Raw genomic sequence first — 21767 nt, forward strand, 5'->3', positions numbered from 1 at the left:
GCATGTCATCCAGATTCTCTGGATACAATAGTATACATTCGCATCCTTCACTGGTAGATCTTGCTCTCATACCCTTGGACTTCCTGCAGGAGGATCGGTGCATGCCGGGAAAGGACGACACGATCGCGCATGTGGACGCGCAACGACTGGAGACGCTGGTCGCCACGATTTTCGCCGGCCTCGACGTCCCCGAACAGGATGCTGCCTCCGTCGCGCGCTATCTCGTGCTTGCCGATCTACGCGGTGTCGGCACCCACGGCGTTTCACGTATTCCCGTTTATGCGGACCGCCTGCGCCGCGGCCTGGTGCGCGCCCGACCTGATATCCGCGTCACGCATCCGATGCCCGCTGCCGCGCATGTCGATGGCGATGATGGTCTCGGCTTTGTGGTTGCCCGTCGGGCCATGCAGGAGGCGATCACTGCCGCAGAGCGATGCGGCATCGGCATGGCGAGCGTCCGCAACAGCGCCCATTTCGGCATGGCCGCGGCCTATCTGCTGGAAGCGATCGACGCCGGTTATGCCGCCTTCGTTTTCACCAACGCTTCACCCACCATGCCGGTCTGGGGCGGACGCACGCCCTTCCTCGGCACCAGCCCCTTCGCCTTCGGCGCGCCGGGTGGCGAGGGCTCGCCGCCGATCGTGCTCGACATGGCGACCTCCGTCGTCGCGCGCGGAAAAATCCGCCGCGCGATGCAGCAAGGCGAACCGATCCCGGCTGGCTGGGCGCTCGACGCGGAAGGCCGGGAAACGACGGACGCCCGCCGGGCCTATGAAGGCATCGTGCTGCCGCTTGGCGGCCCGAAGGGATCGGGACTGTCGCTGATGATGGAGGTCCTGGCCGGCGTGATGAGCGGCGCGGCCTATGGCGGCACGGTCGGCGACCAGTATCGCGATCTCGACCGGCCGCAGAATGTCGGCCACAGCTTCATCGCCTTCCGGCCCTCGCTTTTCCTCGGCGAAGCGGTCTATGGCACGCGCATGGGCGACCTCGTCACCCGCGCCCGCGCCTGTCCGCGGGTCGACGACGATCAGCCGATCCTGATGCCGGGAGAACCGGAGGCGAATCGCATGAAAACGCGGCTTGCCGAAGGGATCCCGCTTACCGCAGCCGACCTTGCCATGCTGCGCGAACAGGCGGGTCTCGCCGGCCTCACCGTTGACCTCGACACGATCGGAAAGGTTTGAACCATGCTGCGGATCGCGATCCTCGACGACTATCAGGATGTGGCACTTTCCCTTGCGGACTGGACCTTGCTCGGCGACGACTGCGAGATCGTCCGTTTCGACCGCAACCTTGCGAGCGAGGATGAGGCCGCAGCATCGCTCGCCGGATTCGACGTGCTCTGCCTCATGCGCGAGCGCATGCCACTTTCCTCCGGGCTGATCGAGCGGCTGCCGGCCCTAAAGCTGATCGTCGTCACCGGTGCGCCCGTGCGCACCATCGACATGGAGGCCGCTGTCGCCCGCGGCATCACCGTCTGCCACACCCATGCCGGCGAATCCGCCCATGCGACACCGGAAATCGCCTGGGGGCTGATTCTCTCGCTCGCCCGGTCGATCCCCGAAGAGGACGCCCGCATCCGCGCTGGCGGCTGGCAGCGCACGGTGGGAGCCGTACTCGGCGGCAAGACGCTGGGGCTCGTCGGACTCGGCAAACTCGGTGGCCGCATGGTGCCGATCGCCAAAGCCTTCGGCATGGAGGTGATCGCCTGGAGCCAGAACCTGACGGACGAACGCGCCGCCGAGGCCGGCACCCGCCGCGTCGACAAGGAGATCCTGTTTCGCGAGGCCGACGTGGTCTCGCTGCATCTCATCCTTGGCGAACGCAGCCGGCACACCGTCTCCGCCGCTGAACTCGGCCTGATGAAACGGGGCGCATGGCTGATCAACACCGCGCGCGGCCCGCTGGTTGACGAGGCGGCGCTGATCGAAGCACTGCGGCAGGGCCGCATCAAGGCCGGGCTCGACGTCTTCGACATCGAGCCGCTGCCGGCCGATCACCCGCTGCGCACCCTGCCGAATACCGTGCTGACGCCGCATCTCGGCTATGTCACCGAAGGCGCCTATGCCGCCTTCTACCGCGACACGGTGGACAATATCAGGGCCTGGCGCGACGGTGCGCCCGTGCGGGTGCTCGCCGCACCGAAAACGGAGGGAAGACCGTGACAGACATCATCAAGACGGCGGATCTGGTCGACAGCCACGATGCCGAGGTGCGCTTCTGCGAGAAGCAGTGGAAATCCTACGGCCGGCGCAAGGGATTCCATGGCGAGATCGTCACACTGAAGACCTTCGAGGACAACCGCCTGCTGCGCGCCACGCTTGAGGAAAACGGCACGGGCAAAGTGCTCGTCGTCGATGGCGCCGGCTCGCTGCGCTGCGCGCTGGTGGGCGACCAGATCGCCGCCCTTGGCCAGGTGAACGGCTGGCGGGGCCTGCTGATCAACGGCGCGATCCGCGACAGCGCCGATATCAACACGATGGATTTCTGCGTGATGGCGCTCGGCCAGGCGCCGAAGAAGAGCGGCAAGACCGGCCATGGCGCCCGCGACGTGCCGCTCGTCTTCGGCAATGTCGAATTCCGCACGGGGGCCTATCTCTATGCGGATGCCGATGGCGTGCTGGTGGCGGACGGACCGGTCCATTCCGCCAACTGAGCGGAGCCGGGCGAAACGATCATGTTGCAGCGGCACCGGGGTTCACACCCCGGTGCCGTTTTCTTTGCCGGCTCAGCCAAGGGCCGCAACGACCGTCTCGGTGAACTGCGCCGTGCCGAGTGGTCCGCCAAGATCTCGGGTGCGGGTGGCAGCATCGGAAAGCACCCGGTCGATGGTGCCTTCGATGAGGGTCGCAGCTTCGCCATAGCGCGCATCGCCGGTGCGCTCGCCGTGCCAGCGCAGCAGCATCGCGGCCGACAGGATCATCGATGTCGGGTTCGCCTTGTCCTGCCCGGCAATGTCGGGAGCGGAACCGTGCTGTGCCTGCGCGGCGGCATGGTCGGCACCGGCATTCAGCGACCCGGCAAGACCGAGGCTGCCTGACAGTTCGGAAGCGAGATCGGACAGCGTGTCGCCATAGAAGTTGGTGGTGCAGATAACGTCGTAGCGGCTCGCATCGCGCACGAGCAGCGCCGCCATCGCGTCGATCAACACCTCCTCGAGCTCCACGTCGGGATAGCCGGCGGCGACCTTGCGCACCTCCTTCAGGAAGAGCCCGTCGGTCAGCACGAAGGCATTGGCCTTGTGCACCGCGGTCACTTTCCGCCGGCGCAGGCGCGCGAGCTCGAAGGAGGCCCTGGCAATGCGTTCGATCGCCCTTGCCGTCACCTTGCGCATGGAGATCGCCACATCCTCCGTCGGCATGTATTCGCCGGTCCCGGCAAACATGTTCCGATCCGGATACATGCCCTCCGTCGCCTCGCGCATGATGACGAGGTCCATATCCGTGCCCCGGTGGAAGACGCCCTTGCGGGTGCGGGCCGGGCGGATGTTGGCGAAGAGATCGAGCTGGGTGCGGAAGGCCGCCGAGACGTTGATGCCGCCCTTGTCGCGCGGCGGATAGTCGAGATGCGAGATCGGGCCGAGCAGAGTTCCGTCCATCCCGCGGGCCTGATCGAGCAGATCCGCAGGCAGCGTCGTGTCGGCTTTCTCCAGTGACGCAAAGCCGATGTCACGCGTCGTGTAGCGGAAACCGAAGGCAAAGCGCCGGTCGACGGCATCCAGCACCGCGACGGTAGCGCCAACGATTTCCGGGCCGATGCCATCGCCCGGGAGAACAAGCAGTTTCATGATTCCATAAACTCCAGAAACAGAAAGCGGGGTTACCCTGCGATACCGGTGGCTCAGGCCGCAGGAGGCACCGACAGCAGGGCCGCCGCCGGCACGAAGATGTTGCCCTGCATCAGCTTGCGCGCGGTGCGCACCACGCCGCCACTGATGATCTCGACGGCATTGCCATCCGGCTTGCTCGTCATCGCAACGTCGATGATACCCGTCGGATGCTCTATGATCACGGTACAATCGTCCCCCTCCGGCCGTTCCGCAAGGCCATCCGCCACGGTGCCCGGCACCAGCACGCAGGAGGAGACGCAGAGGCCGCCCGTCACCGCGAAGGCCGCATGGGTCTTGTGCGGCACGAAATAGCGCGCGGCGACGTTGCCGCCATCTCGCGGGGCGGCCAGCATGGCCATTTTCGGCACCACCTTGCCGGTGACGTCGCCAAGGCCCATCCGGCGGCCCGCCTCCATGCGCATCGCCTCCATGCGTGCAAAAAACGCCTTGTCGACATCGAGTTCGGCGGCGCTCTCATAGCCGGTCTTGCCGACATCGGCCGCCCGCACGATCATCATCGGCACTGCCACGTCGATAAGTGTCGCGTTGACCCCGTCGATCTCCTCGATCGGCTTGCCGGTCGGCAGCAAGGCGCCGGTCTTCGAGCCGACGATATCCATGAAATTGAGCCGGATCTCCGCGGCGGTGCCGGGCACGCCGTCAATGCGGGCGTCGCCCTCATAGTTGACGGCTCCATCGGGCGTCTCGACGATCGCCTCGATGCGGCTCTGGGTGTTGATGTCGTAGATGACGACGCTGGTCCTCTCCCCGCTGACCGACACCATACCCGTCTCGATGGCGAAGGGGCCGACGCCGGACAGCATGTTGCCGCAGGAGGGCGAGGTGTCGACGATCGCCTTGTCGACGGAGACCTGGGCGAAGAGATAGTCAACATCGACACCCTCGCGGCTCGACGGACCGACCATCGCGACTTTGCTCGTCAGCGTGTCGGCGCCGCCGAGGCCATCGATCTGGCGGATATCCGGCGAGCCCATCGCCGCCAGCAGCACACGTGCGCGGATATCGGGATCCTGCGGAATGTCCTGCATCTTGAAGTAGGGTCCCTTCGACGTTCCGCCGCGCATGAGAATGCAGGGGATGGGATGTTGTGCTGGCATGATGCCCTCGCTGATTGATGTAGACAATTGAATGCAATTGCACACCTTGCAAATCGGCGTGCGAAACCCCGGCGTTGTCGCCGGGGCTGAGGGTCAGCGCAGCGGCCAGACCAGCTGGTCGTAGAACTGGTTCTGCAGGAGACCGCCCGGCAGGTTCATGTGCAGGATTGAGGTCAGCAGCAGCACGAGGCCGACGGCAGCGCCAGTCAGCACCAGCGTCTGCAGCCAGCTCGACTTTCCGACGATCCTCAGGAAGGCGACGAAGAAGCCGATCAGCGCCAGCGTGAAGCCGACGAGGCCGATGGCCGCGACGAAGCCAACCAGCCAGCCGACGAAGCGCCAGAGGCTGCCGCTGGTCGCGCCGTCATCGAGATCGAAGTTCATGGTACCGGCCGTACCGCGTCCCGTGGCACCCCGGACCTGCCAGAACAATACGGTGGCGGCGGTCAACAGGCCGACCGTGCCGACGGTGATCGGGAACACCGCGTCGAGGAACGAGTTCTCCGCGCCTTCGACGATGGTAAAGACGAAGAAGGCGACAGCGATGGCGCTGAAGATGACCTGAGGCCAGAGGTTCCTGGCGGCCGCCGTCTCGTCCTCCTCGCGCTCGAAATCGATATCGGTGGTGATGCCACCGGGCACGGTTTCCTCCTTCTGGCGCATGCGCGAGCAGCTGGTGAACCAGAGCGAGGCAACGGTGACGAGCGCGATGACGATGGCGATCGGGCGCAGCGGGAAGCCGTATCCGTAGAATTGCACCGCCTGGTAGAAGTAGGTCTCGACCTGGCCGGCGAGCACGAAGCCGATGAGGAAGGCGGGGCGGGGCCAGCCGAAGCGCTTCAGGAAAATGCCCGTCAGCGCAACGATCAGCAGCGCCACGATGTCCTCGAACGACCGGGTCGACTGGAAGGCGCCGAACACGATGATGAGGATCATGAAGGGCGCGAAGAGCACGAAGCGAATGGTCGTCAGCCGCGCAATGCTCGGCGACAGGGCGATGCAGGCCGCCGTGCCGATGACATTGGCGAGCGCCAGCGTCCAGACGACCGTATAGGTGAGGTTGAGGTCACGGTTCGGGTCGGCCATGCCGGGGCCGGGCTGAAGCCCGATCAGGATCATCGCCGCGAGGAAGATCGCCATCGAGCCGGAGCCAGGGATGCCGAAGAGCAGGGTCGGAATGAGGTTGCCGCCGGCGCAGGAGTTGTTGGCCGCTTCCGGGCCGATCACGCCGCGGATATCGCCCTTGCCGAACTGCGACTTGTCCTTGGCGCTCTGCACGGTGTGACCGTAGGAGATCCAGTCGGAAACGCTGCCGCCGAGGCCGGGCATCAGACCCACGCAGGCGCCGATCGTCGAACAACGCAGCGTCAGCCACTTCTCCCGCCAGGTGTCGCGCACGCCGTCCAGCCAGCCGCGGCCGAGCTTGCCGGTACTCGAAATGCTCGAGTTACCGCGCAGCAGGTCAAGCACCTCCGGCAGGGCGAAGATACCGAGGCCGATGATGGTGATCTCGAGGCCGCTCATCAGGTAGAGCGAGCCGAAGGTCATGCGCTCGCCGCCATTGGCCGGTGCCGTGCCGATCGCACCGAAGGCAAGGCCGAGCGTACAGGCGGCGATGCCCTTCGCCAGGCTGCTGCCCGAGAGCACGCCCACCATGGAGAGGCCGAAGATCGCCAGCATGAAGAGCTCCGCCGACGTGAAGCTCAGGATGAGCGGCCGGGCGACGATGACGATGCCGGTGAGACAGAGCGCGCCGAAGAGGCCGCCGATCATCGAGGCTGAAAAGGAGGCGCTGAGTGCGCGGGCCGCTTCGCCCTTACGGGCAAGCGGGAAGCCGTCCAGCACGGTCGCCTGCGAGGCGGACGAGCCGGGAATGCCCATGAGGATGCAGGAAAAGGTATCCGAGGTCGGGATGACCGCCAGCAGGCCGACCATCATGGCGATTGCCGCGGTCGGCTCCATGCCGTAGACGAAGGGCAGCAGCAGCGACATGCCGGCAATGCCGCCGAGGGCCGGCAGGATGCCGACGATGAGGCCCACCGCGACACCGATCATCATGTAACCGAGATGGTGGAGGGTCAGCAGGTTGTGGAGCGAAGTGACGAAGACATCGATCACTGTGGCTGTCCTTTCGATAGCAACAGGTGCGAGACGGCGCGGGTGCTCCGGCCTCGTCAGTGTCGGCAGATGGCTGTTCAAGCCCGATGGCTTCGGGCGGGCGTGCCCGCCGCCCTTTCAGCGGCGGGATCGCTTCCGGTCAGAGCTTGACCTGGTATTCCGTCGTCAGGAAGTTGCGCACCCAGTCGCGCGCTTCAGGCTTGATCGACGTCGCCACGGCATAGAGCTTTTCGATATCGCCGCCGACGGCCTGCTTGTAGTCGCCGAGAACCTCAGCCTTGGCCTTCTGCAATTCGGGGTCGGCCACCGCATCAGCAAAGGCCTTGCGGTAGGTCGCAACGATATCGTCCGACGTGCCTTCCGGCAGCATGCACGGCTTCTGCGCCGCAAAACCGGAACCGAAGAAGGCGAGATAGGCGTCGTACTCCACGCCCGACGGCTTCTTGCCGTGCATCATCTCGTAGGCTTCGACGAAATGCGGCAGGTCGGGGAAGGTCGGATCGCGCGCGACATTGCCGTCTGCATCGAGAACGCCCCAGGAGAACATCGGCACTGCCGTGCCGGCCTCGACGAGCGGGGTGACGTTGGTCAGATAGGCCGAGGAGGTCTGGTAGTCGATCGTCGCCTCGCCGCGCTCGAAGGCGAGCCGCCCGTCGCCGCGCCCCTGCATGCCGAAGACATGGCGGACGTTGAGGCCGAGCAGACGGTAGGCGAGCATCGGCACGAGGTCGAGAGAGGTGGCACCCTGGCTGCCATAGACCAGCTCCTGATCCTTGATCTTGCCAAGGTCGGCCGGCGACTTCACCTCGAACTTGGCGGGCAGATAACAGACGCCGCCGGTCGGCGAAACGAGCACGGGGATCAGCTTGGCATAATCGTAGCGCACGCGCGGATCGCCGAGCAGGAAAGGGAACTGCGTGGAGCCTGAGGTGCCGAGAATGGCAAGCCCGTCCGGCCGCGCGCGGGCGACGAACTCGTTCGAGCCGGTAATCGAGCCACCGCCCGGCACGTTGCGCACGACGACATTGGGGTTGCCCGGTAGATATTTCGACAGGTACGGTGCGAAGAAGCGGGCCCACACATCCGAGCCGCCGCCTTCGGAGAACGGCATCCACCATTCAACCGTCTTGCCGGCAAAATCGACCGATGCCTGCGAAAAGGCGGGGCGCACTCCCATAAGCCCCACAGCCGCGGCGGCCGAGCCGGCGGCAAGCAGTTGACGACGCGTAAAATCAGCCATGTTTTTTCCTCCCACAATGGCAATGCGTTCAAATGTATACAAAGGTACACATGAAAGTCGGAAACGCCAAGCCCATGATCGCCCCGGGCAGACATCATCCCTTCTTTCTCCCTTGAGGGGTATGCGCCACATGGATTATTAAGTTAAGTGCAAAATTTTGGATCAGTGATGCACAATGCGCATTAATTGCGAAATCCTCGACCTTCGGGCTTTCCTCGCTGTGGTGGAGCTTGAGAGTTTCCACCGGGCGGCAGAAGCGCTCAACCTGTCACAGCCGGCGCTCAGCCGACGCATCCAGAAGCTGGAAGCCTCCATCGGCGCACCGCTTCTCGAGCGCACGACCCGGCACGTTTCCCCGACGGCGCTCGGCCTCGAACTGATGCCGCTTGTGCAGCGTATGCTGGAGGAGTTCGATGGGTCACTCTTCGCCGCCCGCGACCGGGGGCTAAGGCGCAGCGAACTGGTGACGATCGCCTGCCTGCCGACGGCGGCATTCTATTTCCTGCCGACCGTGATCAAGCAGTTCAATCAGGAATATCCCGATATCCGCTTCCGCATCCTCGACCTCACGGCGACCGAGGGGCTGCAGGCCGTTTCGCGCGGGGAGGTGGAATTCGGCATCAACTTCATGGGAACCTCGGATCCCGACCTCCTGTTCGACCGGATTGCAGAGGACCCGTTCGTGCTGGCGGCGCGGCGCGACCATCCGCTGGCGAAAAGGCATGAGGTCGCCTGGACCGACCTTGCCCCCTACAGGCTGATCACCGTGCACCGCTCCAGCGGCAACCGCACCATGCTGGACGCGGCGCTGGCAAGGGCCAATATCGAACTGCGCTGGTCCTACGAGGTGACGCATTTGTCGACATCCCTCGGCCTGGTGGAGGCCGGCCTCGGCATCTCGGTCCTGCCGCGCACGGCAACCCCGGGCCCCGACCATCCCATCATCGTCACGCGGCCACTGGGTGCTCCACGAATTTCCCGAACCATCGGCATCGTGCGCCGCCGCTCCGCCACACTCTCGCCCGCCGCTGAGCATTTCCGGCGCATGCTGGTCGGGACCTGGCAGGGCGCCGGGGCCGACGATTGAGGGCATCGACAGGCTCATCGCACGCAATATGCGGCAAGGTCTGGGCAGCACCACGCGCGGACGGCTTGACTGTCCTGGCTGCGCCCGGTTTCCTCCAGGGCAGCAATGGGATACCGAAGGGTGCGAGCAGCCGAAGCAACGGGGATCGATTTGCCATCGCCATCCACAACACCAGCAAACGAGGCGAGCCTGCGCGCCGCCATCAAGATCGACATCGTTGTGATCGGCGCTGGCCAGGCCGGATTGTCCTCGGCCTACCACTTGCTGCAGCTCGGCCTCAAACCGGGCCGCAACTTCATCGTGCTCGACAGGAACGAGAAGCCGGGCGGCGCCTGGCAACACCGCTGGCCCTCGCTGACGCTGAGCACCGTCAACCGCGTGCACGACCTGCCGGGCATGGGCTTTACCGAAGTGGTGCCGGCGGGGGAGACCGAGGCCAAGGCGTCCGTCGCAGTGCCCGACTATTTCGCCGCCTACGAAGAACGCTTCCGGTTGCCCATCTACCGCCCGGTCACGGTCAAGGTGGCCTGCGACCGTTTCGAAAGGCTGCGGGTGGAGACGGATCGCGAAGCCTTCTCCGCGCGTGGCCTCATCAACGCCACCGGAACCTGGGAGAACCCGCAAATCCCCGACTATCCCGGTGCCGCGTTGTTCCAGGGCAGACAGCTTCATTCGCGTGACTACCACACAGCCGAGGAATTTGCGGGCCAGCATGTCATCATCGTCGGCAGCGGCATTTCCGCACTCCAGCATCTCGACGAAATCTCCAAGGTCACGACGACAAGCTGGGTCACGCGCCGTGAACCGCAGTTTCGCGAGACGCCGTTCACGCCGGAAGACGGCCGCGCAGCCGTCGCCATCGTCGAGGACAAGGTGCGCAACGGCCTGGTCCCGGGCTCCGTCGTCTCCGTCACCGGCATTCCCTGGACACCCGCGCTGCGGGCCGCCGCCGCGCGGGGCGCTCTGGAACGCCTGCCCATGTTCAGCGAGATCACCGCGCAGGGGGTGCGCTGGCCGGATGGCGCGGAGCAGAAGGCCGATGTCATCCTCTGGGCAACCGGCTTTCGCAGTGCACTCGACCATCTCGCGCCCCTGCAGCTGCGCGGGGAGAACGGCGGGATCGTCATGACCGGGCGCCTCGCCACGCAGGTGGAGAAGGACCCGCGCATCCATCTCGTCGGCTATGGCCCCTCCGCCTCGACCATCGGCGCCAACCGCGCAGGCGCGGCGGCGGCCCGGGCGCTTGCGACTTATCTCGACCTGTTGTGAACCCGGCGGAACTCCCGTCTTCCTGGTCCATCCTAAACCCGCCGATGCGGGCACTCGAAGACGGCCACTTCACCGGACGATACTTCGCCCACACCAGATTCGCCCTCGGCGAGAGGAAGGGAGACGCGGCATTGCGCTTGAGGATAGGGTAGGGCACCGTCATTCGAGCGAGATGGAGCGCCATGCCTCTTCAAAACCGCGTCACGCCCTTTGGCGAGATCGTCGCGCTGCCGCAGCGGGGCCTCTTTACCGGCAATCGGGGCATCCTTCACGATCCGGCGACGAAGACACTGCTTTCGAAGCGCTGGACGTCGAAGGCCTGGCTCATCTGCCTCTGTGATTTTCAGGATCGCCGGCGGCCGGTCATGGGGGGACGGAGCTGGACCGAACTGTTCTTCCTCGACGAGGCGGTCGCACTTGCCGCCGGCCATCGGCCCTGCTTTTTCTGCCGGCGGGGATCCGCATTGCACTTCCAGGCATGCTGGGCAACCGCGAAAGGCGAGACGCTGCCCTCCGCGGGCACGATGGACGCGGTCCTGCACGGTGAGCGCCTGGACCGCCGACGCAAGCGCCTGCATCCGATCGCCGGGCCGCTGGCAAAGCTTCCCGATGGGGTCGTCCTTGCGGCAGCCGGGCACGCCTACACGCTTCGTGGCGGTCTTGCCCATCGCTGGACAGTCGAAGGCTACGCGCCGCCGCAACACCTCGGCAAGGCGGACGCCCTGCTGACCCCGCCATCGACGGTCCTGGCGCTTGGTGCCGGCTATCGGCCCGTCTTCCATCCGTCGATTGGCTGAAAGCCCGATGCAGGCACTTTGGTCACAGCATGGTCACCGCGGTGTAATACGCCTGTCATGCTCGCTTTCTATGCGCTGGGAGGCAACGCACCGCTCAAGAGAGGTTCTCCCATGCGCAAACTCATCCTCGCCCTGGCATCGGCAACGTTCCTGGCCGGCGCCGCAAACGCTGCAACCGTCTATCCCATCGACCGGGCGACGATCCTCATCGGCTCGCCGTTCGATTTCAAGGTCGAATTCGATGCCGTGGTGAAGCCGGAAGACGTCAAGGTCACGGTCAACGGCAAGGATTATGCGGAGATTTTCGGCAAGGCCGCCGAATTCGTCGCGGAAGAGAAGGGCGCTGAGGACAAGGTGCTGGGGTCGGCGCTCATCCTGCGCGATCTCGCAATCGGCACGGCCGGCGCGTACAAGGTCGAGGTTTCCGCCGGCAGCGAAACGCAGTCGGTCAACTGGGATGTCTATGAGACTGTCGCCCAGCCGAAGGCGAAGAACATCATCTTCCTGATCGCCGACGGCCTCTCCGTCGCGCATCGGACCGGTGCACGCATCATGTCCAAGGGCATGACCGAGGGCAAGGCGAACGGCCGCCTGGCAATGGACGACATCCCGCCCGTCGCCTTCATCGGCACGTCTTCCACCCATTCGATCGCCACCGACAGCGCCAACACCATGTCGGCCTACATGACCGGCCACAAGTCGCGCGTCAACGCGCTCGGCGTCTACGCCGACCGCACGCCGGCCAGCCTCGACGATCCGAAGGTCGAGACCATTGCCGAGGCCCTGCGTCGGAACACCAAGAAATCCATCGGCATCGTCACCACTTCGGAGGTAGAGGACGCGACACCCGCTGCACTCGTCGCGCATACCCGCAAGCGGGCCGACAAGGCCGATATCGTCGGCATGATGCTCGACGTCAAGCCGGACGTGCTGCTCGGCGGCGGCTCGGCCTATTTCCTCTCGAAGGACGTGCCGGGCTCCAAGCGCAAGGACGACAAGGACTACATCGCTGAGTTCCGTAATGCCGATTATGCAATCGCAACCGACAAGGCCGAGCTTGACGCGGCCGCCGGTTCGAACCAGGAGCGCCTGCTTGGCCTGTTCCACACGGGCAATCTGGACGTGACGCTCGATCGCGAATTCCTCAAGAAGGGCACGGTCGACAAGTTCCCGAACCAGCCCGGCCTCGTCGACATGACCAAGACCGCACTCGACAAGCTCTCGAAGAACCCGGAGGGCTTCTTCCTGATGGTGGAGGCCGCCTCCGTCGACAAGATGAGCCATCCACTCGACTGGGATCGCGCTCTCGTCGAAACGATCGAGTTCGACAAGGCCGTGGGTATCGCCCGCGAGTTCGCCGAGAAGAACCCGGACACGCTGATCATCGTGACCGGTGACCACACGCATGGAGTCGCCATCATCGGCACGGTCGACGACGAGAAGCCCGGCGAAGAGATGCGCGAAAAGGTCGGCACCTATGACAGCGCCGGCTTCCCGAACTACGAGGACAAGGACGGCGACGGCTATCCTGATCGCATCGACGTCTCGCGCCGCCTGTTCCTGGCCGCCAACAACGGGCCGGATCACTACGAGACCTTCCGCCCGAAGCTCGACGGCCCCTTCGTCCCGGCCGTGCAGAACGAGGCGAAGGAATATGTCGCCAACGAAGCCTACAAGGACGTGCCCGGCGCGGTCTTCGTCCCGGGCAACATCCCGAAGGAAGACGACACGGGCGTGCATGCGGTCGATGACGTCGTGCTGCAGGCCGCCGGTCCGGGCTCCGAAGGGTTCCGCGGCTACATGGAACAGAGCGACGTCTATCGCGTGCTGGCCGACGCCTTTGCCCTCGGCGTGCCGAAGGATTGAGTGGCGTCTTGTGGACAGGCGGCCCGCGCCGCCTGTCCACAACCTTACAGATGAAAGAAGGAAGCCTGGTCATGACGAAGACAGACCCTGTGTCGCTCGAAAGGCGGGGCCTGCTCTTGACGCTCGCGGCCTTGCCCATGCTTGCCCTCCCCCGCATCGCCATGGCCGGCGAAACGCTCGGCTTTGGCGAGCTCTACAAGCGTTTCGGCGTCCTCGGTCTCGAATTCTCGGACAAGGTCAAACGGCTCTCCGGGCAGCAGGTGGCCGTGAAGGGCTTCATGGCGCCGCCGCTGAAGGCCGAGGCGAACTTCTTCGTGCTTACCGAAATTCCAATGTCGCTCTGCCCCTTCTGCTCCTCCGATGCCGACTGGCCGGACAATATCCTCGTCGTCTATCTCGCCGAGCGGCAGACCTTCGTGCAGTACAATGCGCCGATCGAGGCACAGGGTATGCTGGAATACGGGTCGTGGGTCGATCCCGAAACCGGCTTCGTCAGCCAGCTCCGCCTGCGCGGTGCCGCATTCGATACGGTCTGACGATGCTCGCGCTCGATATTGCCGACCTGGAGATGCGCTTTCCCGGCCTGGCTACGCCGGTACTCACCATCGAAAAGCTGCACCTTCCCGCCGGCGGCGGGCTCGCGATCACCGGCGCTTCAGGGTCGGGCAAGAGCACGCTGGTCAATGTTGTCACCGGGCTGGAACCCGCGACGAAGGGCTGTGTCCGCTGGGGAGAGATGGAGATCAGCCGCCTGTCCACAGGTCGGTGTGATGCCTTCCGCGCTGCCAATATCGGCCTCGTGATGCAGGATTTCCACCTTTTTCCCGGCCTTTCGGCCTACGAGAATGTCGTGCTGCCGATACGGCTTGCCCGGCGCCTGAAGCCGACCGATCGCGAGCGGGCCCTTCATCTCCTCGAAATGACCGGCATCGCCCGCCCGGGTCAACCTATCGAAACGCTGTCGCGCGGCGAGATGCAGCGCGTGGCCGTGGCACGAGCACTGCTGTCGAAGCCCGGCGTCATCGTGGCCGACGAGCCGACGGCCAGCCTCGACCGGCGCACCGGCGGCGAGGTGGCCGACCTCATTGTCCAGCTCGCTCGCACGGAAAGCGCCACGCTGCTCGTCGTGACCCATGACCCGGCCCTGGTGGAGCGCATCGGCCAGCACATCGTCCTTGACGGTGGCCGTATCCTCGAAGCTGCCGGCAAGGCGGAAGCGGCATGATCGGCTTCATCCTCGCCGACCTTCGCCGGTTCAAGGGCGGCGCGTTCGCCGTCATCATGCTGGTCGCCCTTTCCGTCGCCCTCAGCGTTGCCGTCACCCTCCAGGAACGGGCCGTGCGGCTGGGCAGCGCGCGGGCGGCGGAAAAGTTCGACCTCGTCGTCGGCGCCGCCGGCAGCGAGACGCAGCTTGCCTTGTCGGCCGTCTTTCTCCAGCCATCCCCCTTGCCGCTGATGTCTGGCGCCGTGCTGGAGAAACTCGCGCGTGATCCGCGCGTCTCCTTCGCCGCCCCCGTCGGCTTCGGCGATTCCGCGGATGGCCGGCCGGTCGTCGGTACGACGACGGCGCTGGTTGCCGCCCTGTCGCCGACACTTGCAGAGGGCACGGTCTTCACCCGCCTTGGCGAGGCGGTGGTCGGCGCCGACGTACCGATGCGACTCGGCGCAGAGATCAAGCCGATGCATGGGGCCGCCGATACCGGCGGCCATACCCATGTCGAGATCGCCTACAAGATACGGGGCCGCATGGCGCCAACCGGCACTGCCTGGGACCGCGCGATCCTCGTGCCGATCCAAGCCGTCTGGCAGCTGCACGGTATGGGAAGGGAGAACGACCACGGCCACACGGGCGAGGAAGCGGAAGGTTCTGCTGCAGAGGATCACGACCACGAAATCCACGTCGAGGCCGACGCGGCGCTTGACGAGGAGTTCGGCGCCGGGACGCGCGCCATTCCAGCCGTCCTCGTCAAGCCGAAGACCATGGGCGATGCCTATCGCCTGCGCCAGGAATATCGCAGCGAGACGACGCTCGCCGTGTTCCCCGCCGAGGTATTGACCCGCCTCTATGCGACGCTGGGCGATGCGCGCAGCCTGCTGCTTGCGATCGCCATCGGCACGCAGGCCATCGTCGTCGCCGCCATCCTGCTCGTCACGATCATGCATGTCGGCGCCCGCCGGCGGCAGATCGGCGCGCTGAGGGCCTTCGGCGCGCCACGACAGGCGGTCTTCGCGATCGTCTGGGGGGAACTGTTCCTGCTGCTCCTCTCCGGTTGTGCCCTCGGCATCGCCATCGGCTACGGCGCCGCGCAGGCCGTTTCCGCCACCCTCGCCGCCGCAACAGCCGTCCACATGCCCGTGGAATTCGCCAGGGCGGATCTTTCACTGGCAATCTGGTTCATGGTCGTCGCCGTGCTGGTCTCGATCGTGCCGGCACTCTCCGCGCTCCGCCTCAGCCCGGCAGCCGCCTTGAGGGCCTGACGCCATCGGCAGCAAGGGAGTCCGAAGGGGCAGAGCGGTGAAATGACCCCGCCCCTTCGGGATGGCTCTGCCGGCCGGTCAGATAGCCTCGCCGATGATCCGTGCGACCAGTGCCAGCGAGACCGCGCCGGCATCCGGATGACCGATGCTGCGTTCAGCGAGCGGGCGAGCACGACCGAGTTTGGGCGTCAGCGCGGCGGTGGCGCCGGCCGCTGCCGTCGCCGCAGATGCCGCGTCGATCCAGGCGGTTTTCAGCGACTTTCCGGCAGCAAACGACGCTTCCAGCGTCTCGACGAAAGGCACTAGGGCATCGACGAGGGTCTTGTCGCCGACACGAGCACGGCCAAGCCGCGTCACGGCATCAAGCGCAAGGCGCGCCCCTTTTACCACGGCAGCATCGTCGAGAGCAGCATCGTCGGAAAGCGCATTGCTCCAGGCGCGAAGCAAAAGGCCCCATATGGCGCCCGACGTGCCGCCCGCCCGGTCCGCCCAGGCGTCACCGGCAACAGCAAGTGTGCTCGCAGCACCCGCACCGGCAGCAAGCGCCTGTCCGACGGCGTCCTCGGCGGCAGCGGAGCCGCGGCGCATGCCTTGCCCATGGTCGCCGTCACCGGCCTGCGCATCGATGCGACCCAACTCCTCTTCCGCATCCTTCAAGCCTTTCGCGGCGAGGCCGAGAAGCCTTGCGACACAGGCCGCAGCCTCGCGCGAAGCGGCCGAGGACGGGCCGAAAGTCGGCACGGCATCGTCATTGACGATAGCGTCGGTGGCGGGCTCCGTGCGAATACCGTTGCCGCGCCGGAGGACCGGTGCATCGCAGGCCGCAGTCCAGTAGGTTTCCAACTCCGCGTCCAGCCACATCAGCGTCAGCGAACATCCCTGCATGTCGAGACTGGTAACGTATTCACCCGTCTCGGGCGCCACGATCTCCAGCCCCGCCTCCTTCAACAGCTTGGAAATCCGGGTCCAGAGGACGAAGAGCTCCTCGTATTTCGTGGCGCCGAGACCGTTCAGCACCGTGGCGACGCGCGTAACGCCCTGCGGGCGTTCGGCAAGAAGCCTTTCGACGAGCAACGCCGCGATATCCCCGGCCGGCACGATGGCCTCTTCGCGGATGCCAGGCTCGCCGTGAATGCCGAGGCCGAGCGCCATGCGGCCCTTCGGCACGGTGAAGAGCGGACCGCCCGCACCGGGCAAGGTACAACCATCGAAAGCGACGCCGAAGGAGACGGTTCGATCGTTGGCATGGCGCGTGATGCGCTCCACCTCGTCGAGAGAAAGCCCGGCTTCCGCCGCCGCGCCCGCGACCTTGAACACGGCAAGATCGCCCGCAATGCCACGGCGCTTCTCATGCGCCTCGGACGGCGCGCTCGCCACATCATCGGTGACGGGAACGATGCGCACGTCGATGCCCTCGGACCTGAGGCGTTCGGCAGCAACGCCGAAGTTCAGCACGTCGCCGGCATAGTTGCCGAAGCCGAGCAGGATGCCGCCACCGTGATGGGCCTGCCGGCAGACTCGCGCGACCGCCGCCGTCGAGGGCGAGGCGAAGACGTCGCCGGCAACCGCCGCGTCCGCCAAACCCGGGCCGACATAGCCGGCAAAGGCCGGATAGTGCCCCGAGCCGCCGCCAACAACGACCGAAACCTTGCCCTGCGATACCTGCGTCGCACGTACCACGCCGCCGCGCACGAGGCGCACATGACGGCTGTAGAGATCGGCAAAACCGGCGAGCGCGGTGGCCGCGAAATCCTCCGGTGCATCGAAGATGGTGGTCATGGTGATCGTCCTCGTCTTGCTGGATCGTCTTGTCAGCGGCGCGGCAGGATGCGCCGCAGGTAGTCGCGGTTGGCAGCCGAGACCGAAAGGCCGTCGCCGCCGTAGTGCTCGCAGAGGAAGGCGCTGCGGAAACCGTGCGCAAGCGCCATACGGATGGCAGCGCGGTAGTTGATGATGCCGGTCTCCAGCGGTGCAGGGTGGGTGATGATCGCCCCCGTTCCCGGATCCTCCGTGCGCGTATAGTTCTTGACGTGCCAGTACTTCGCGAAGGGCGCGACCTTCGCCATCATCTCCTGCCAGTGCTCGACGGGGCGGTGCAGGCGGATGAGGTTGCCGAGATCCGCGTTGATCCCGACATTCGGCAGGCCAACCGTCTCGACGAAGCGCACGCTGCTCTCGGCGGTTCCGAGATAGGTGTCCTCGTACATTTCCAGCGCCACCTCGATGCCGAGTTCCTCGGCATGGCGGCCGAGTGCGCGGATGCGCTCGAAGGCCTTCTGCCAGACGGCCGGATCATCGGGATTGCGCGGGCCGTCGACCGTCCAGAACCAGAGCGCCTTCTTCTGCTCGGCCGTCAGCGGCTCGAAGAGGCCGAAGGAGACAGCGGACGCGCCGATCGCCTTTGCCGTGTCGATGACACGGTGACCATAGGCGAGATGGGCATCGCCGTGGATCGGATCGATGACGCTGCGGCGGGAGGTGGAAATTGCCGGGATCGTCAGGCCGAGCGAACCCACCAGCGTCATGAACGTGTCGAGCCGTGCCGGCGAAAGGTCGGCAAGGCGCAGCCAGCTGTCTGTCGGGTCGAGCTCGGTGAAGCCGGCATCGACGACGTCATCGAGCGTTTCGGCCCATTCCTCGACGGACTGGTCCTGCACCGAGCGGCCGTCCGCCAGGAGGTTCGGATACTGGATCATCGCGGCCGCGATCGGCCAGGTTTCACGGGTCCATGCGGGCGCAGGAACGGTCATGGCAAACTCCTGATGGGGAATGAGTGGGGCACCGGCGGATCAGACCGTCGGCGTGCCGCCCTGCGAGGATTTGGGAACGCCGAACCGCCGCCGGCGCGAGACGCCGAGGAGCCAGAAGACGAGCGGCGAGAAGAGCAGCGCAAGACCGATCAGCATCAGCGTCGTCACCAGCCCGTTCGACCAGAAGACCGAAAGCTGGCCGCCGGACAGGAGCATGGACTGCCGGAAGGCATCCTCCGCCTTGTCGCCGAGCACCATGGCAAGAACCAGCGGGGCCAGCGGGTAGTCGAGCTTCTTGAAGACATAGCCGACGAGGCCGAAGAGAAGCACCAGCCACATGTCGCTGACGGCGTTGCCGACCTGGTAGGCGCCGGACAGGATGATCGCGACGATGATCGGCCCGATGATGGCGAAGGGCACGCGCAGGATCGACGCATAGAGCGGCACGGTGGCGATCACCAGCACCACGGCGACGATGTTGCCAAGATACATGGAGGCGATCAGGCCCCAGACGAAATCCGGCCGGTCGGTGAAGAGCGTCGGGCCGGGCGTGAGGCCCCAGATCATCAGGCCGCCCATCATGACGGCCGCGGTGGCCGAGCCCGGCACGCCGAGCGCCAGCATCGGCAGGAGGGCGGAGGTGCCGGCGGAATGGTCGGCCGTCTCCGGCGCCACGATGCCATGCGGATCCCCCTTGCCGAACTGCGACTTGTCGCGGGCCGAACGGCGGGCGACGCCGTAGCTCATGAAGGAGGCGGCCGTCGGCCCGGCGGGCGTGATGCCCATCCAGATGCCGATCAGCGTGGAGCGGGCGATGGTGAACCAGTAGCGCGGCATCTCGACCAGCGTGCGGCCGATCTCGCCGAGCTTGACGCGGGCCTTGATACCTTCGAAGCGCAGCCCCTCCTCCGTCGTCAGCAGCAGCTCGCCGATGCCGAAGAGGCCCATGACGGCGATCAGGAACGAGACGCCCTTGATGAGTTCCGGAATGTCGAAGGTCAGGCGCAGGTTGCCCGAAATCGTATCCATGCCGACGGAGGCGAGCGCGAAGCCGATCATCATGGAGACGAGCGTCTTGAACGGCGACTGGGCGCCCATCGAGATGAAGCTCGCAAAGGCGAGGAAATAGACGGCGAAATATTCCGGCGATGAGAAACGCAGCGCGAAATTGGCGACCCAGCCGGAGAGCAGCGTGATCATCACGACGCCGGCAAGCGCGCCGAGGCCGGCCGAAACGAAGGCAAGCGTCAGCGCGCGGCTTGCCTCGCCCTTCTTGGCCATCGGATAGCCGTCGAAGGTGGTGGCGACGGAGGAGGGTTCGCCGGGAATGTTGAAGAGGATGGAGGTGGTGGAACCGCCGAAGAGCGCCCCCCAATACATGCACGAGAGCAGGATGATGGCCGAGATGGGATCCATCGAGAAGGTGAGCGGCAGGAGCAGCGACACGCCGTTCGGCGCGCCGAGGCCGGGCAGCACACCAACCAGAATGCCGAGCGTAACGCCAAGCATCATGAGCAGGATGTGGTTGAAGCTCAGGATATGGCCGAAGCCATCCATGAGAAGACCGATATTTTCCATGTCTTTCCTCCGAAGACCGGCGCCTTCGCGCGGATCAGTAGATCCTGAAGAAGGCCTCGACCGGACCCTTCAGGAGCGGAACCTTGAAGCCGATCTCGAAAATGACGAAAAAGAAGAGGGCGACGCCGACGCCCGCGGCAAGGCTCGCCCACCACTTGTATCTGCCCTGGAAGGTCATCGTGCCGGCAATGTAGAGCGCCGTGCCGACATAGAGGCCGAGGAAGGTGGCGACCGCGGCGAAGGCGACGAGCGGCAGCAGGAAACCGAGCACGACCTTGAAGCGCGCCATGTCGACGAAGATCTCGCCGCTGCCGCGATGCTTGACGACAGCGTAGGCAAGGTTCATCGCGCTGCCGAAGACGATCAGGAGACCGATATAGAAGGGGAAATAGCCGGCATCCGGCCCCATCTCCGTCCAGCCCGCGCCGGCCTCGATCGAGCCGTAGGCGACGGCGATGCCGAAGGCGCCTGTCAGGAGTGCGACGCCCGTTTCCATGGCGAAACGGGAAAGCCCATTCGCGCTGTTCTCACGCATGGATCAGACCTTTCCGAAAGGGGTTGCGGATGCCGTGTCGGCATCCGCGCGGAACCTTGGGAGGTTCAGTTCGCAAGCCAGCCTTCGCGTTTCAGAACGGCGCTGACGGTGGCCTCGTCCTTCTTGATGAAGTCCGCAAACTCCGCGCCGCTCATATAGGTGCCGGACTGCGAGGTGTCGGCAAGATATTTCTGCCATTCCGGCGTCTCGGACACCTTCTTCAGGACATCCGCATAAAAGCTGACGATATCGGACTCGACGCCGGCGGCAAGCCACACGGTGCGGGGCATGGCGTAGTTGTCGATGGCGATGCCGCTGTCCTTGCAGGTCGGGATGTCGGCCCAGCCCTGGTCGCCGGCCACCTTCGCATCGCTCTTCAGCTTTTCCGATTTGAAGACGCAGACCGGCTTGACCATGCCGGCCTGCCACTGGCCGAGATTCTCGCTCGGATTGTTGACATTCGCCGCGACGTGATCGCCGGCGAGCTGGACGGCCGCCTCCCCGCCGCTCTTGAAGGGAACGTAGCCGATATCGGAACCGGTCGCCTCGTTGATCATGGAGGTAAGAATCTGGTCGACATCCTTGGACTGGCTGCCGGCAACCTTGAGCGCGCCCGGCGCCGCCTTGGCTTTCTCGACGAAGTCGGCAGCCGTCTTGATGTCGGACTTGCCGTTAACCCAGAGCACGAATTCGTCGGAAGCGAGCGCGGCGACCGGCGTCAGGTCGGCTGCGGTGTAGGGCACCTTGGCGCGCACGGGCAGCAGATAGGCATTGTTCGTGCCGAAGGTCAGCTTGTGGGCGTCGCCCTTTGCCGTCGCGGCATAGACGAAGCCTTCAGCACCACCGGCACTGCCCTTGTTCGTCACCACCACCGGCGCCTTCATCAGCTCGTACTTGGCAATGATCGACTGGATGGTGCGGGCGAAGATATCGGTGCCGCCGCCGGGGCCGGCCGTGACGACGAATTCGACGGGGCGCTCCGGCTCAAAGGCAAAGGCCGGCAGCGCGACCCCCGATGCAGCCGCGACGATGCAGGCAATGGTAAGGGACTTTTTCATCTTGCTCCTCCGTTGGGATGATCCCGGCACGAACCTCCTCC

At 65.4% G+C, this 21767-nt stretch carries 19 protein-coding genes; 10 read left to right on the forward strand and 9 right to left on the reverse strand.

Annotated elements, in window-relative coordinates; translation table 11 throughout:
• Window positions 1-101: 101 nt before the first annotated feature.
• From K0P03_RS24520 to rraA, 3 genes are read left to right on the forward strand one after another with little or no spacing between them, the layout of a single operon-like run.
• Entirely contained in the window at window positions 102-1187 is a 1086-nt protein-coding gene (locus tag K0P03_RS24520) for an Ldh family oxidoreductase (protein WP_272790843.1), read from the forward strand.
• A 3-nt stretch (window positions 1188-1190) separates the two neighbouring features.
• Entirely contained in the window at window positions 1191-2168 is a 978-nt protein-coding gene (locus K0P03_RS24525) for a D-2-hydroxyacid dehydrogenase family protein (RefSeq protein ID WP_272790844.1), read from the forward strand.
• A complete protein-coding gene (gene rraA / locus K0P03_RS24530) occupies window positions 2165-2659 on the forward strand; it encodes a ribonuclease E activity regulator RraA (RefSeq protein WP_272790845.1) in 495 nt (164 codons plus the stop codon). The genes K0P03_RS24525 and rraA overlap by 4 nt, the downstream gene beginning before the upstream one ends.
• A 72-nt stretch (window positions 2660-2731) precedes the next feature.
• Here rraA and K0P03_RS24535 read toward each other — a convergent pair whose 3' ends face one another.
• From K0P03_RS24535 to K0P03_RS24550, 4 genes are all read right to left on the reverse strand, one after another.
• Window positions 2732-3790: an isocitrate/isopropylmalate dehydrogenase family protein gene (locus K0P03_RS24535; protein ID WP_272790846.1), complete on the reverse strand. Its 1059-nt coding sequence runs from the start codon at window positions 3788-3790 to the stop codon at window positions 2732-2734.
• A gap of 53 nt (window positions 3791-3843) precedes the next feature.
• Window positions 3844-4950, reverse strand: coding sequence for a 4-oxalomesaconate tautomerase (locus tag K0P03_RS24540; protein ID WP_272790847.1), 1107 nt, complete (start codon window positions 4948-4950; stop codon window positions 3844-3846).
• A gap of 93 nt (window positions 4951-5043) precedes the next feature.
• The gene (locus K0P03_RS24545; RefSeq protein WP_023515255.1) at window positions 5044-7068 is read right to left on the reverse strand and encodes a tripartite tricarboxylate transporter permease; all 2025 of its coding nucleotides are present in this window, start codon (window positions 7066-7068) and stop codon (window positions 5044-5046) included.
• 139 nt (window positions 7069-7207) lie between these two features.
• Window positions 7208-8308, reverse strand: coding sequence for a Bug family tripartite tricarboxylate transporter substrate binding protein (locus tag K0P03_RS24550; protein ID WP_023515254.1), 1101 nt, complete (start codon window positions 8306-8308; stop codon window positions 7208-7210).
• 175 nt (window positions 8309-8483) lie between these two features.
• Here K0P03_RS24550 and K0P03_RS24555 point away from each other — a divergent pair, with 175 nt between their 5' ends.
• From K0P03_RS24555 to K0P03_RS24585, 7 genes are all read left to right on the forward strand, one after another.
• The gene (locus K0P03_RS24555; RefSeq protein WP_023516247.1) at window positions 8484-9395 is read left to right on the forward strand and encodes a LysR family transcriptional regulator; all 912 of its coding nucleotides are present in this window, start codon (window positions 8484-8486) and stop codon (window positions 9393-9395) included.
• Window positions 9396-9545: 150 nt separating this feature from the next.
• Window positions 9546-10664 carry an FAD-dependent oxidoreductase gene (locus K0P03_RS24560; RefSeq protein ID WP_272790848.1) on the forward strand — a complete coding sequence of 373 codons (1119 nt, stop codon included), beginning with the start codon at window positions 9546-9548 and terminating at the stop codon, window positions 10662-10664.
• A 182-nt stretch (window positions 10665-10846) separates the two neighbouring features.
• Window positions 10847-11461 (forward strand): hypothetical protein, encoded by a 615-nt coding sequence (locus tag K0P03_RS24565; protein WP_050745614.1) that lies wholly within the window; start codon window positions 10847-10849, stop codon window positions 11459-11461.
• Between the two features lie 111 nt (window positions 11462-11572).
• Window positions 11573-13327: an alkaline phosphatase gene (locus tag K0P03_RS24570; protein ID WP_272790849.1), complete on the forward strand. Its 1755-nt coding sequence runs from the start codon at window positions 11573-11575 to the stop codon at window positions 13325-13327.
• Window positions 13328-13398: 71 nt separating this feature from the next.
• Window positions 13399-13863, forward strand: coding sequence for a hypothetical protein (locus K0P03_RS24575; protein WP_023515988.1), 465 nt, complete (start codon window positions 13399-13401; stop codon window positions 13861-13863).
• A gap of 2 nt (window positions 13864-13865) precedes the next feature.
• Window positions 13866-14552 (forward strand): ABC transporter ATP-binding protein, encoded by a 687-nt coding sequence (locus tag K0P03_RS24580; RefSeq protein ID WP_023515989.1) that lies wholly within the window; start codon window positions 13866-13868, stop codon window positions 14550-14552.
• Window positions 14549-15805, forward strand: coding sequence for an ABC transporter permease (locus K0P03_RS24585; protein ID WP_023515990.1), 1257 nt, complete (start codon window positions 14549-14551; stop codon window positions 15803-15805). Before K0P03_RS24580 ends, K0P03_RS24585 begins: the two co-directional genes overlap by 4 nt.
• Window positions 15806-15883: 78 nt before the next feature.
• Here the strand turns inward: K0P03_RS24585 and K0P03_RS24590 are convergent, their stop codons facing one another.
• The 5 genes from K0P03_RS24590 to K0P03_RS24610 form a co-directional block, all read right to left on the reverse strand.
• A complete protein-coding gene (locus K0P03_RS24590) occupies window positions 15884-17584 on the reverse strand; it encodes a dihydroxyacetone kinase family protein (protein WP_023515991.1) in 1701 nt (566 codons plus the stop codon).
• A gap of 32 nt (window positions 17585-17616) precedes the next feature.
• Entirely contained in the window at window positions 17617-18555 is a 939-nt protein-coding gene (locus tag K0P03_RS24595; RefSeq protein ID WP_272790850.1) for a sugar phosphate isomerase/epimerase family protein, read from the reverse strand.
• 39 nt (window positions 18556-18594) lie between these two features.
• Window positions 18595-20133 (reverse strand): tripartite tricarboxylate transporter permease, encoded by a 1539-nt coding sequence (locus K0P03_RS24600; protein WP_024270410.1) that lies wholly within the window; start codon window positions 20131-20133, stop codon window positions 18595-18597.
• 34 nt (window positions 20134-20167) lie between these two features.
• Window positions 20168-20668: a tripartite tricarboxylate transporter TctB family protein gene (locus K0P03_RS24605; protein ID WP_023515994.1), complete on the reverse strand. Its 501-nt coding sequence runs from the start codon at window positions 20666-20668 to the stop codon at window positions 20168-20170.
• A 65-nt stretch (window positions 20669-20733) separates the two neighbouring features.
• A complete protein-coding gene (locus K0P03_RS24610) occupies window positions 20734-21726 on the reverse strand; it encodes a Bug family tripartite tricarboxylate transporter substrate binding protein (protein WP_272790851.1) in 993 nt (330 codons plus the stop codon).
• Window positions 21727-21767: the final 41 nt, after the last annotated feature.

This window comes from Shinella sp. HY16 (assembly GCF_028534175.1).
Classification (GTDB): Bacteria; Pseudomonadota; Alphaproteobacteria; order Rhizobiales; family Rhizobiaceae; genus Shinella.